Consider the following 13,050-nt stretch of genomic DNA (forward strand, 5'->3'; position numbering starts at 1 on the left):
GAGGAGACGAGAGATGCGCGAGCCCGGAGACCTGCAAGCCCTGCGCGCGATGTCGGCGCGCGTCGGCCGCAACATGCTGCTGGTGCAGGGCGCCGGCGGTAACTCGTCGGTCAAGCAGGACGACGTGCTGTGGGTGAAGGCCTCCGGCACCTGGCTGTCGGACGCGACCGAGAAGAACATCTTCGTGCCGGTGCTGCTGAGCGCCGCGCGCGCGGCGCTCGCACGCGATGACGAGCGCATTCCCCTCGCCGCCCCCGGCCCGTTGCGCGCCTCCATCGAAACCTCGCTGCATGCGCTGCTGCCGCATCGCGTCGTGCTGCACGTCCACGCCGTTAACACCATCGCCTGGGCCGCGCGCCGCGACGCGCGCGAGGAGTTGGCGAGGCGGCTCGACGGCCTCGCCTGGCGCCACCTCGATTACTTTCATCCCGGCCTGCCGCTGGCGCGCGCGGTGAGCGCCGTCGTCGCCCAGGCGCGGGTCGACGTGCTGATCCTCGGCAATCACGGCCTCGTCGTCGGCGCCGACAATTGCGACGCGGCCGAGGCGCTGGTTCACGATGTGGAACGGCGGCTGGCGCTGCCGCCGCGCGCGGCACCTGTCGCCGATGAGGCCGCCTTGGCGCGTCTGTGCGCCGGCACGCCCTATCGTCTGCCGCAAGACGCCGCGAGCCACGGCACCGCGACCGATCCGTTCAGCCGCGCCGTCGCCACCGGCGGCTCGCTCTATCCGGACCATGTCGTGTTCCTCGGCCCGGGCCTGCCGACGATCGACGGCGCCGAGGGCCTGGCGACGCTGCTCGCGCGCACGCAAGCGAGCGGCCTGCCCGCCCCTGTCGCCGCGCTCGTGCCGGGGCTCGGCGCCATCATCCGCAGCGACGCCAGTGCCGGCGCCGAGGCGATGCTGAGCTGTCTCGCGCTGGTGACCAGCCGCCTGCCGCTGTTGGCCGAGATCGGCTATCTCTCGTCGCAGCACGAGCAGATGCTGCTGAATTGGGACGCTGAGCGCTACCGGCAGCAATTGACCGCGAGCCGCCAGTAGCGCCAAGCCTACAGCTTGTGCGTTTCCTTCAAATAACGGTTGTCTCCGGTGGAGCTCTCATCGTCTCCCCCAGTGTCATGCTCCGCGAAGGCGGAGCATCCAGTACTCCGCGGCAGAGATGATCAATTGACATGTCACGGCGTACTGGATCGTCCGCCTTCGCGGACGATGACAGCGGGGGCCGCATGGCCGAAGCGACCCGGAGCTTGCCGGCCAACCTCTACGCCGCGAGCGCGCCGAGCTGTTTCAGCATGCCCAGATTGTCGAGTTGCGCCCAGTGCTCGACCAGCACGCCGTCACGGATCTTGAACAGGTCGAGCACCGCGACCCGGATCGGCTTGCCGGTCGGCGCCATCGCGCCGAACGGACCGGTGTGGGTGGCATGGATCACCAGTCGCACCAGCACCTTGTCCTCCTCGGCGACGAGATCCAGGAGTTCCAGTTTCATGTCGGGGAACGCCGGCATCAGCGCATCATGCAGTTGCAGCACGCCCTCCGGCCCGCGCACCTCGAAGTCGAGGCCCGGATCGTGGCGGACGAAGGTTTTCGCCACATGCTTCTCCATCCACGCCGCATCGCGCGCGAGGAACGCCTTGAAGTAGTCCCGGCAGATCTGCTTGTTGGTCTCGGACATCATCTTGTTCTCCCTTGATCTTCGTTGGTCTTGCAGTTGTCGATTGTCCATCCCGCCGCGATGCGCGCCCCGGCGCTACGCCGCCACCACATCGAATCCGAGGCGCGGGAAATGAATGTGCAGGTCACCGGCGTCGTGATCCCTGCGATGGATGACGATTTCGCTCGCATCCGCCGCCACCAGCGTGCCCGTCACGGGCACGCGCGCATTGTCATCGGGCGTCACCGTGACCTTCTGCCCCGCATAGAGTCCCGATGGATCTCCATTGGGAGGAAGATGACTCGGCGTCGTCGGATGCGCGGCCTTGGCGATGGAAAAGGCCTCGTCCGCGCTCATCGCCAAGGGTGCGCCGTGCCCGAGCGCGGCGATGCGGTCGTACCAGCCGATGAGCGGCGTGAGGCCGGCCAGCTTGTCGACCTCGCCGGGGCAATTCTTGCGCATCAAAAAAGTGGTCTGATAGCAGGTCAGGTCGAGCGCGCTCGGCCTGTCGCCGAAGATGAAGGGACGGCCGTCGGCGAGCGCCGACTTCAGCCAGGCATATTGCGCGTGCAGGTGCTGCAGATGCAGCGGCAGGCTCGGCGCCATCGCTGTCTTGCTGATGTCGATGCCGAGATAGCCCTCCTTGCGATCCCGAATGAACTCGGCCGGAAACATGTCGCCAATGAAATGCGAGATCACGCCGATGGTGGGGATCCACATCGCGCGCTCCCAGGCAAACGACAGACCGCGCGCCAGCCCTTCGCTGCCGGACGGATAGAATGTCGGCTCGGGATGCAGCCGCTCCAGCGCCGGAAGGATGATGTTGGTGTCGCAATAGATGTCGGCGCCGACCTGCAGCACCGGGATGCGGCGGTAGCCGCCGGTCAGCGGCATCAGCAGCGGTCGCGGCGGCGCCGGCGGCGTGTCGACCGAGCGCCACGGCAGCTTCTTCAGCCCGAAGGCTGAGCGGATCTTCTCCGAGAACGTCGAAAGCTCGTAATGATGCAGAATCAGCTCGGCCATCTGGCGTCTTCCCTTCGTTGTTGTTGTCGTTGTGCGCGTCAATGCATGATGTGGCCGCCGTCGACGACGATGGTCTGTCCGGAGACAAAGCCGGCGAGGTCGGACAAGAGATACAGCGCCGTGCCGACGAGGTCGCCCGGCTTCTGCTCGCGCGACAGCGCGCGCGCCTTCAGGAAGCTCTGTTGCCATTCGACAGGGCGGTTACGCGTCGCATCGGTGATCACGAAGCCGGGCGCGATGACGTTGACGCGCACGCCGTTCGGACCCATCTCCTTGGCGAGACCCTTGGTCATCGACAGCACCGCGCCCTTGGTGGCGACATAGTGCAGGTAGCCGGGCTGGCCGGCCACGGCGACCACCGAGGCGATGTTGACGATGCTGCCCGATTGCTGTGCGCGCATGGCCGGCGCCACCGCCTTGCAGCAGTGCCACACACCCTTGACGTTGACCGCGAAGATGCGGTCCCACACCGCGGGATCGAGCTCATCGAACGGCGTCAGCTTGACCTCGCGGAAATACGCGGCATTGGTGATCAGCCCGTCGATGCGGCCGAACGCCTTCATCGCCGCCGCCGCCATGTCGCGCACCGAGCCGTCATCGGCGACGTCGACCCGCACCGCCAGCGCGCGGCCGCCGGCACGCTCGACCAGCGCCACCGTCTCATCGACGGCGTTCATGTCGGCAACGACGACATTGGCGCCGTGGGCCGCGCAGCCGGCCGCGAAAGCCTGGCCGATGCCGGTCGCAGCGCCGGTGATCACGATGGTGCGGCCGTCGAGCAGATTTGGCTGTATCATGGTTCTCTCCCTCAGACGTAAGGCAGCGTCGACATGAAAGCCGGTCGAGCCGCCGTGGCGTCGCGCAGCGCATCGAGCCTGGGTGTCGGCTCGCGCCAGGGCGCCTCCGGAAACCGCAACCGCACGTAGTCGATGGCGACCGCGGTGAGGATCACCGAGAGGTCCGGCGTGCCGCCGGCATAGACCGGCGGATCGGCCTCCAGCGCGCGGAAGCCGGTGATGATGGTGCGCCGCCGCTTCAGCCCGACTCGGGTTTCGCCCCAATGCGGATCCATCTGCATCACGCCGGTGATGATGTTGGCCATCGCGTCGATCACGCCCATCGCAAGGCCCGCGCGCGAGATGATGCGATCGAGATCGCCATCGAGCAGCGAGGGCTTTTGCACCTTGCGCTCCAACCAGGTCACGATCAGCAGGCTCTCGGTCAGCGGGATGCCGGAGTCGAGCTCGAGCGTCGGGACCCGCGAGGCCGGATTGAGCTTGATCAGCCCAGCATCGTCGGCCCAGGGATTGACGACTTCAGTGCCGCCGAGATCGAACCCCTTCTCGGCGAGCGCGATGCGCGCGATCCGCGCATAGGGGCTGGTGGTGTTGGTGAGAATGCGCATCATCGCTCCTTACTCCGACAGCAGCGACGGACAGCCACTCTTCTCGGCCGGCGTGAACAGGCTGGCGCCGGGGATCGTGGTGCGGATCTTGTAGAGATCGGCCGCCGGGTCCTTGGACTCCTTCGGCGTCTTCACTTCGGCGATCATCAGGTCCATCACGACGCGGCCGTTGGCCTGGATCCTGGCATTGGAGACCATCGGGCTGTCGATCGGGATTTCGCGGATGGTCTTGGCGATCGTCTTGGCGTCGTCCGTGCCGGCCTTCTGCACCGATCTCAGATAGTGCTGGGTCGCGACGTAGGCGAGCGCGTGCCCCATCGTCGGCACCTGCTTGTTGTTGCGGGCCATGAAGCGCTGCCCCCAGGCGCGCGAGGCGTCGTTCTGGTCCCAGTAGAACGCGACCGGGAATTTCATGCCCTGGGCGACGTCGAGGCCCATCGACACGACGTTGTTGGTGAACACCAGCATGGCCGCGAGCTTGTCGCCCATGCCGAATTCGCGCGCCTGCTTGATCGTGGTGACGAGATCGGGGCCGGCGTTGGCGAGCGCGATGATGTCGGCGCCCGAGCCCTGCGCCTGCAGGATCTGCGAGGCCATGTCTGGCGAGTCGAGCGGATGCTTGGCCTCTCCCACCACGCTGCCGCCCGCCGCAGTCACGGCCTTCGAGGCATCCGAGGACAGGGACTTGCCGAACACGTAGTCGGCGGTGATGAAGAACCACTTCTTCGCGCCGGCATCGACGAGGCCCTTCGCGACCGCGTTCGACAGCGCGTCGGTGGACGGCGCCCATTGCGTGCCATAGGGCGAGCACTGATCCCCGGAGAAGTTGGAGGCATAGCCGCCGGTCACCAAGGTGGTGATGCCGCGCTGCTTGGCGATGGCCTGCGCCGCGAGACCCGCGGAGCTCGAGCCGCCGAGCACCAGCGCGCTCACGCCCTCCTGATCGATGTAGCGGCCGGCGAGCGAGGCGGCGATATCGGGCTTGTTCTGGTGGTTGGCCGAGAGCACCTCGACCTTGCGGCCCAGCACCTTGCCGCCAAAATCCTCCGCCGCCATCGTCGTGGCGAGCACGGTGTTCGGGCCGCCATTGCCCTGATAGATGCCGGTGAGGTCGTCGATCACCAGGATGCGGAAGGGCTTCTCGTCGGCGCGGGCCGGCGTGGCCAGCAGCAGCACGGCGGCCAGCGCGGTCACGCCGGCGGCAATGGATCGTCTCATGACAGGTCTCCTCGGGCGTTGTTGGGTTGGTTCGGAACGATCACTCGGCAGGCACTTTTCGATCGGCGAATTCGGCGCGGATGTCGGCGCTGTGCTCGCCGATATCGGGCACGCGGCCGAGCGCAGGCAGGACGCCGTCGCGCAGGGCCGGCGGCGCGATGATCGAGGCCGCCCCGTGCGGCGTGTCGATGCCGACACGCCGCAAGGCGGGGTGATGCGCGAGTTCGGCGACGCTATTGACGAAGCCATAGGCGGTGCCGGCCTCGCGCAGCTTTGCAGCCGCCTGATCCCTGGTCATCGTGGCGAACACCGACCCAACATGGCCGTCGACCTCGGCGCGGTTGGCGACGCGGGCATTGTTGGAAGTGTAGTGAGGGTGCTCCGGCAATTCCGGCTCGCTCATCACCACGCGGCAGAAATTGCGCCATTCGCGCTCGTTCTGGATCGAGATCAGCACCTGCGAGCCGTCCGACGTCGCGAACGCGCCGTAGGGACAGATCGACGGATGAGCGAGGCCCATGCGCGCGGGCGCCTGGCCGGTGCCCTCGAAATACAGCAGCGGTACGTTCATCCAATCGGCCATGCCGGCGAACAGGTCGGTTTCGATCGCGCTGCCCCTGCCCGTCTGTCCCCGCCCGATCAGCGCCTCGAGCACAGCGGCATGCGCGGCCATGCCACAGGCGATGTCGCACACGGACACGCCGACCCGGCCGGGCCCGGCAGGATGACCGGTGATGCCGGCGAGACCGCTCTCGGCCTGCACCAGCAGGTCATAGGCCTTCATGTCGGTATAGGCATTGCCTGCGCCATAGCCGGAGATATCGACCGTGATCAGCCGCGGATGCTTTTCGCGCAGCGCCGCGGACCCGAAGCCGGCGCGCGCGGCGGCGCCCGGCGCGAGGTTCTGCACGACGACGTCGGCACGCGCGATGATCCGATGCAGCAGCGCGGCATCGTCAGGGTTCTTGATGTCGGCGACGAGGCTCTGCTTGCCGCGATTGAGCCAGACGAAATAGCTCGACAGGCCGCCGACCGCGGCATCATAGCCGCGCGCGAAGTCACCCTCCGGACGCTCGATCTTGATGACCCGCGCGCCGGCGTCCGCCAGCCGCGAGGTGCAATAGGGCGCGGCGACGGCCTGCTCGAACGCGACGACGAGAACGTCTTGCAAGGGTTTCTTGGGCGCAGATGTCATGGGCACGCTCACCGCATCGGGTGGACGGCATGCGGCACCGCGCGGGGAAGGCCATGCCGCACCGCGACATGGCCCCGCCCCCCGCTTTGTGCGGCTTGGTCCGTCTCCTCCCGGACAGGTTGTTATGTGCCGCGGACCCTGCCCCCGATCCGGACTTGCCGTCCAATATATAATTGATAGCCTGTCCATACCCTGGAGGCATGGGTCGCGCAGGATGGAGGATAACGGTCGAATGATGACGATCCAGCCCGCGCGCCGTTCTCCGATGTCGTCTCATGATGCCGCGCACGCGCGCGGGCCCGGCTCGCGCGGCAATCTCCGCCGTCGTCCCTACGTTCGCACCGCGAAAGCGGGGCCTCATAACCACAGGCGGCTATCGTGACGCTCGATCTCTCCCCGCGTGCCTCGAGCGAGATCACGCGGTATGGGTCACAGCGTTCGCCGGGACGACGATCGGAGAGACGTTGCCGCCGCGGACAAGGTCGTGACGCCGCGGCACGGGCACGACTGATGAGTTGTTAGGAGCCCCCATGGAGCTGCGCCTGTTTCGCTACTGCGTCGCCGTTGCCGAGGAAGCGAGCTTCACGCGCGCGGCGGCGCGGTTGCGGATTGCGCAGCCGGCGCTGAGCCGGCAGATCAAGGCGGTCGAGCAGGAGATCGGCTTTGCGCTGTTCCAACGCGGCCTGCGCGGCGTCACGCTGACGGAGGCTGGGCGCGTACTGATCGCGAGCGCGCGCAGCGTGCTGGCCGAAGCCGAGGCCGCGGTGCAGAAGGCGCGGCGCGCCGGCCGCGGCGAGCTCGGGCTGCTCCGGATCGGCTTCACCGCCTCCGCCTCGTTCAATCCGTTCGTGACCGGCGCGATCCGTGATTTCCGTACCGCCTATCCCGACGTCGAGATCGAACTGATCGAGGAGGCCACCAGCTTCCTGCTCGAGCGCTTCGCCAACGGCCGGCTCGACGTCGCCTTCATCCGACCGGCTCCCGGCGAGGTGGACCATCTGCTCTCGCAGCGCGCCGTCACGGAGCCGTTGGTCGTCGCGATGCCGAGCGCGCACAAGCAGGCGGCGCGCAAATCCGTTGCGCTGGCCTCGCTCGCCGACGACGCCTTCATTCTGTACCCGCGCCCGAACGGCCGCGCGCTGTTCGACAGCATCGTCTCGGCCTGCCAGGCCGCCGGCTTCTCGCCGAAGATTCTGCAGGTCGCGCCGCAACTCACCTCGGTGGTCAACCTCGTCGCCACCGGAATCGGAGTCTCGATCGTGCCGCGCTCGATGGCGCAGGTGTCGACCGACGGCGTGGTCTATCGTCCCCTCACCCACGCACCCAAGGCCGAGATCACACTGGTCCGGCGCAACCAGGCGGAGCCGCGCTCGGCCGTGCTGTTCGCCGACCTGGTGCGGTCGCGGGCATCGGCGTCCGCGGAGCTCTCATCGAAAGACCCGGGCGAAATCCGGCCGATACCCAGGAAAGATCACAGCCCCGCAAAACGGAAGCCGGACAAGCCGACCCGGGCCGGTCGGCGCCGCTGATAAAACCGGCGACCGTCGCGGGCTGCCCGACGGGCAGCTCATGCCGATGCCACAATCCTGCGAGGCGCGCCGAAGTCCGTGCTCGAAAAATGTCATTTCGGCTGCGTTCTCAGTCACATCATCTCTGTCCAGTCCTCCCATGAAAAATATTCCTGTTTCGCTTTATGCGAAATCATGGTTGAGTGTCGACGTTCCGCTTCGCCGAGAGGGGCGCATCGCGATCGTCACGACGCGCGGGGTGTGGATGCGGTGGGTGTGCCGAATCGCAGTGTGACGTAGGTCATGCGGACGAACGAGTTCGGCACACCGGCGAAATCGTAGGGTCCTGGTCTCCCGACGCCGAGGCCAAGCGGATGGTGACGATGATCCGTCCGTGACGGGGGCAAGACAGCCGGTCCCCGGGGAGACGACGTATAAGCCGCTCAACCACCGCGCGGGGAATGCCGGGATGCCTCGGCTGAACCTGTGGTGACTGCCGCCTGCTTATCTTTCTGCAGGCGGGCCATGGGGGCGGCCAGCGCCCCGCATTCCCCGCGCCCTCTCGATCACGAGGGCGACACGACCAGGACAGCTCGGACGCTTTGCGCGCCGCGAGGCCGCAGCGTCACATCGCTTGTGCAATCCGCGCTGCAGATACCGCCGGTCTCCCTGCCCGATTGGCGAACGCGAGACCCCCGCAACGGACACCGGCACACTTGCTTTTGCCACACCCGCCATTTAATTTTTAACCGCCACTTGCTGGGCAAAATTGGATTTAATATAAATTTAAATGTACGATCGATCAGAAAATTAATCCCTTGTTTTGGCAGGCATCCGGACAGCCCGCGACCTCCGAAGCGCAACTCACGAAGCTTCACGCACATGCTGCACAATCCGAACGCAAGTACGGCTGCCTTCAATCCTCAACAGGATCACGGTTGGGAGCGGAACAGCCCCGGTATGCTTGATCTGGTGCTGGGCTTCCTTCGCCGGCGCTTTCTGGTCATCGGGATCACGACCGTCTTTGCGCTCGTTGCGAGCATCGCTGTGCTGAAAATCATTCCGCCGACCTACTCGGCCGACGTGAAGATCATGCTCGGTAACGCGAGGCCGCCGGTGCTGCAGCCGCAGCCGGCGCAGGACGACGCGCCGCCGCTCGACATCGAAGCCCAAATCGAGATCCTGAAGTCAAAGTCGGTGGCGACGGCTGTCATCAGCAAGCTGAACCTCGCTGAAGATCCGGACTTCAGCGGCAAGGCCAGTCCGCTGCACGGCTTTCTGAGCGCCGCCCGCCGGTTCGTGAGCTCGGCGCCGGAGCCCAACGCTTCGTCGATGGAGGATCTGCTCGAAGAGTTTCAACGCCGGATGAACGCGTTCCGGATCGGCACCAGCAGCGTCGTCGAGGTCGACTTCAGCGCCAGCGATCCGCAGCGCGCCGCAATGATCGCCAATGCGATCGTCAAGGAATATTTCGACCAGCAGCTGAAGGCGGAAGCAAACGAGCAGCGCACGTTGACGGCTTGGCTGCATGACCGGCTACAGGAACTCGGCAACGACGCGACCTCGGCCGAGCGCGCGGTGAACGAGTTGAAGAGCCGCCACAACATCGTCTCCGCGGACGGCCGGTTCATGGACCAGCAGCAGGTCGTCGACCTGACCAACCGCCTGGTTGCTGCACGGACAAACGCCACCTCGCTCATGTCCCGGCTGAACCGGTTCGACGAGATGCTGGCCACAGCCAACGGCGATACGCCGATCGAAAAATTTGCGAGCGTATCCGACTTCGCGCCGGCTGAACTGAGCGGCAACATCAATCCGCCCGACAGCTTTTCGCATAACAATGCGAACAGCACGCAGATCATCAACAATCTGCGCCAACAGTACCTCGACGACGCCAAGCGGGAGTACGAGTACTCGGCCAAGTTCGGTAGCGACCATCAGGCGGTTCTGAACATCCGCGCCACGATGAAGAGTATTCGCCAGGCCATTCTCGACGAAGTCCGGCGTCTCGCCGACGTGGCAAAGCACGACTATGCCGAGGCAAGGCAGCAGCAGCAGGAGGTCGAAAAGGAGCTCGCGCAGGCCGTGGCCCGATCCCAGGATACCAGGGCCGCCGAGATCAGCATCCGCGAACTCGAAACCAGCGCCAAGAGCTACCGCGCCCTCTATGATACTTTCCTGCAGCGCTACATGGGTTCGGTCCAGCAGGGCTCGTTTCCGATCACCAAGGCCCGGGTGATCTCCGCCGCCACGCCGCCCAAGAAGAAGACCAAGCCAAAATCGATCGTCATGCTGGCCATTGGCCTGCTCGGGGGACTCACCCTCGGCGGCGGCCTCGGGCTGCTCCGGGAGTTGAGAGATCGCAGCTTCCGCACGACCCATCAGGTCGAAGACCGCTTGCGTCTTCCCTGCCTGTCCGTCGTGCCGCTGCTGAAAGTCGGCGAGGTGAACAAGATCACCCGCGGAACCGCCTCGGACCACGCCGGCAACACAGAGGCGGAGTGCAGCGAGCGGCTGGTGAGCAGAAGCAGCGGAGCATGCTGGGCGGCATCCGCGATGCCCTCATCCCGTTTCGCGGAATCGATCCGCTCCCTGAGAGTCGCCATCGACCAGGATCCCAACCGGACGTCGCGGAAGGTGTTCGGGCTGGTCTCTGCGCTGCCCAATGAAGGCAAATCGGTCATCGCCGCCTCGCTTGCCCAGTCGATCGCCGGATCCGGCAAGCGCGTGATCGTGGTCGACTGCGATCTCCGCAACCCGTCGCTTTCGGCCTCGCTTGCGCCCAAGGCGGGAACAGGGATTGCGGACATCGTTTCCGGAGCGCGGCAGCTCGAGGACACGATCTGGACAGATGCGGTCACCCGCCTGCATTTCCTGCCCGGCAAGGGCGCGGCGCATCGCGACACCTGCGACATCCTGGCCCATGACGAGATGCGCAAGCTGTTCGACCGGCTGCGTGAGACCTATGACTACGTGATTGTCGATCTGCCGCCACTGGCGCCGGTTGTCGACGCACGCGCCATCTCGGGTCTGCTCGACAGCTTCGTGCTCGTCGTCGAATGGGGCCGCACGCCGGCCGACGTCGTCGAGCATGCGCTGAACACGGCGCCGAACGTCTACGACTCCCTGCTTGGCGTCGTGCTCAACAAGACCGACATGAAGGTGCTGGGCCGCTACGCCAAGCATTTCGGCGACTACTACAACAACGAATATTATACTCGTTACGGCAGCGTCATGGCCGAATGAGAAGAACCGGCCGGGGCGCCGATCAGCGCTGGTGCTCGGGCCGGATGGAGGGGTGGGCGATGCCGGCCCGCTCGAGGATGCCGCGGACATAGATGCCGGAGACGTAGCCGAGCTGGACCGCGACCAGGCCGCCGATGGCCGACAGCGCAGCCGACATGCCGCTGACCACCGCAGCCGCGGCGCATTCCACGGCAACGACGGCGACGAGTGCAATCAGGGTGCGAATATTGAAGACCGCTCCCGCGATTGTCCCGGCTCCGAAATGAAGCGCGATCACCCACATCAGTTTTCATGCCTCCTCGGCCAGGTCGAGAGGCTAGCGGCCAATGGTTAGGGATCAGCTAAGCGGTTCGGGCGGATTCGAACAAGCGCAGGGAAGCAACACCGCATCGCGGAATAACCGTGATCGGCGAGCGGCGGCACGCCACGGGTGGGCTGCCGCATCTGCCTCTCCAGCCCCTGGGCCGGAGCTCGCGTACCGGGATGGTCTCAGGTCGTCATTGCAGTTCCAGACCGCCGAAATGAAAGATCCTGGCGAGTTGAGGCGATACGCCGGCGAACGTCGCGGTGCAGCCCTGGCTGTCCAGCTGCTTCCGCAGCATCAGCAGCAGTCCGAGGAAGCGCGCATCGATGGCGCAGACGTTTGAAAAATCGAGTCGCACATGCTTGCGGACCGCCACCGCCGACCGGAACACCGGAATGGCCCGATCCACGTGCCGTGCATCGGCGGGCCCGGAGAGGCTGAGCGTGACCTGCCGCGAACCATAGTCCTGCGTGATCGTGAGCGCCTCGCCACGCTCATGCGTGCGCCGCATCCACCACGTCGACACCACGAACGGGAGCACGCGGGTGCACAGCAGGCGCAGCATGGCGGTGCCGTCGTTCCAGTAGCGCCGCCAGAGATACGGCTCCTCCTTGATGCGCCAGAGCCACTCGAGGCCCATGCTGCGCATGAATCCCGGCGCGCGTCTCACTGTCCCGGCCTGGAAGTTGAGGGCGGCGCCCAGATGGGCGCGGACCGGAATCTCGAGCCGCTGGTGGTTGCGCTGGAGCCAGGACTGGCCCTTCTGACTGCTCAAGGATGCGACCAGAAAATCGGCCCCGCTGGCGTTGATCTCCTCGATGATGTGATCGCCGCTCATCTCCTCGGCGGAACAGTAGCCGGGGTTCGACCAGCCCACACACCGCAGCCCGCTGGATTGGCTGTTCAGCGTCCGCGCCGCGCGTTCGGCCGCGCCTTCCGGACCTCCGAACAAAAACAGCTTGAGAGACGACGCCGAACCGGCATCCGACTTGAGCGCATCGAAGATATCGGCCCCGGCCGTCCGCGTCTTGATCGGGATACCGATCAGCCGCGCAATCCACACCACCGGCATGCCGTCGACGGTGCAGAGGTCGCTCAGGATCAGGGACTCCCTGAAGCTCCGGTTCGACTGGCTGGTGACCAGGAAGTTCAGATTGGGGGTCGAGATCAGGAAACGCGTTCGGCGTCGGGCCGCGTCGCGGATGCGGCGCAGAACCCCGCGCATTCCGATGGCATCGATCGGGATTCCAAGGACGCAATAGACGTCGCGGGACAGGTCATCGCCCACCGCGGGATCCGGCATCAGTCCGTCCACCTCGGGCAGGTCACGCCCCGCGCCGGAGCGGCTCACGCGATAGTAGGATCGCCCGGTTTCCTGCAGTCCCTGCGTCGTCAACATCGACCGCCTCCCTCGAGCCTGCGCCCCCGCGCGGCGCTGACGCCGGACCCTGCCGGCGAGCTTCTCCGCCAAAGGCGGACGACCTCAATCAATCATTTAA

General features: G+C 66.0%; 11 protein-coding genes. 3 read left to right on the top strand and 8 right to left on the bottom strand.

The window, feature by feature from the left end:
• Nucleotides 1-13 precede the first annotated feature (13 nt).
• A complete protein-coding gene (locus BRADO_RS22365; RefSeq protein ID WP_011927629.1) occupies nt 14-1,039 on the top strand; it encodes a class II aldolase/adducin family protein in 1,026 nt (341 codons plus the stop codon).
• Nucleotides 1,040-1,259: 220 nt separating this feature from the next.
• Here the strand turns inward: BRADO_RS22365 and BRADO_RS22370 are convergent, their stop codons facing one another.
• The 6 genes from BRADO_RS22370 to BRADO_RS22395 all read right to left on the bottom strand — a co-directional run bounded on the left by BRADO_RS22370 (nt 1,260) and on the right by BRADO_RS22395 (nt 6,493).
• Complete coding sequence (locus BRADO_RS22370) at nt 1,260-1,676, bottom strand: ester cyclase (protein WP_011927630.1); 417 nt, start codon at nt 1,674-1,676, stop codon at nt 1,260-1,262.
• A gap of 72 nt (nt 1,677-1,748) precedes the next feature.
• Nucleotides 1,749-2,675, bottom strand: a complete 927-nt coding sequence (locus BRADO_RS22375) for a glutathione S-transferase family protein (protein ID WP_011927631.1) — start codon at nt 2,673-2,675, stop codon at nt 1,749-1,751.
• Nucleotides 2,676-2,713: 38 nt separating this feature from the next.
• Nucleotides 2,714-3,472, bottom strand: a complete 759-nt coding sequence (locus BRADO_RS22380; protein WP_011927632.1) for an SDR family NAD(P)-dependent oxidoreductase — start codon at nt 3,470-3,472, stop codon at nt 2,714-2,716.
• Between the two features lie 11 nt (nt 3,473-3,483).
• Nucleotides 3,484-4,083 (bottom strand): glutathione S-transferase family protein, encoded by a 600-nt coding sequence (locus tag BRADO_RS22385; protein ID WP_244422866.1) that lies wholly within the window; start codon nt 4,081-4,083, stop codon nt 3,484-3,486.
• Nucleotides 4,084-4,089: 6 nt separating this feature from the next.
• On the bottom strand, nt 4,090-5,298 hold the full coding sequence (locus BRADO_RS22390; RefSeq protein ID WP_011927634.1) for an ABC transporter substrate-binding protein: 1,209 nt from the start codon (nt 5,296-5,298) through the stop codon (nt 4,090-4,092).
• Nucleotides 5,299-5,338: 40 nt separating this feature from the next.
• Nucleotides 5,339-6,493, bottom strand: coding sequence for a CaiB/BaiF CoA-transferase family protein (locus BRADO_RS22395; protein WP_011927635.1), 1,155 nt, complete (start codon nt 6,491-6,493; stop codon nt 5,339-5,341).
• A gap of 530 nt (nt 6,494-7,023) precedes the next feature.
• Here BRADO_RS22395 and BRADO_RS22400 point away from each other — a divergent pair.
• A complete protein-coding gene (locus BRADO_RS22400; protein ID WP_011927636.1) occupies nt 7,024-8,022 on the top strand; it encodes a LysR family transcriptional regulator in 999 nt (332 codons plus the stop codon).
• Nucleotides 8,023-8,883: 861 nt separating this feature from the next.
• Complete coding sequence (locus BRADO_RS22405; RefSeq protein WP_011927637.1) at nt 8,884-11,247, top strand: polysaccharide biosynthesis tyrosine autokinase; 2,364 nt, start codon at nt 8,884-8,886, stop codon at nt 11,245-11,247.
• A gap of 22 nt (nt 11,248-11,269) precedes the next feature.
• Here BRADO_RS22405 and BRADO_RS22410 read toward each other — a convergent pair whose 3' ends face one another.
• Nucleotides 11,270-11,530 (bottom strand): hypothetical protein, encoded by a 261-nt coding sequence (locus BRADO_RS22410; RefSeq protein WP_011927638.1) that lies wholly within the window; start codon nt 11,528-11,530, stop codon nt 11,270-11,272.
• 214 nt (nt 11,531-11,744) lie between these two features.
• A complete protein-coding gene (locus BRADO_RS22415; protein WP_244422868.1) occupies nt 11,745-13,022 on the bottom strand; it encodes a WecB/TagA/CpsF family glycosyltransferase in 1,278 nt (425 codons plus the stop codon).
• Nucleotides 13,023-13,050 lie beyond the last annotated feature (28 nt).

Origin of the sequence: Bradyrhizobium sp. ORS 278 (assembly GCF_000026145.1) — a bacterium.
GTDB lineage: Bacteria > Pseudomonadota > Alphaproteobacteria > Rhizobiales > Xanthobacteraceae > Bradyrhizobium.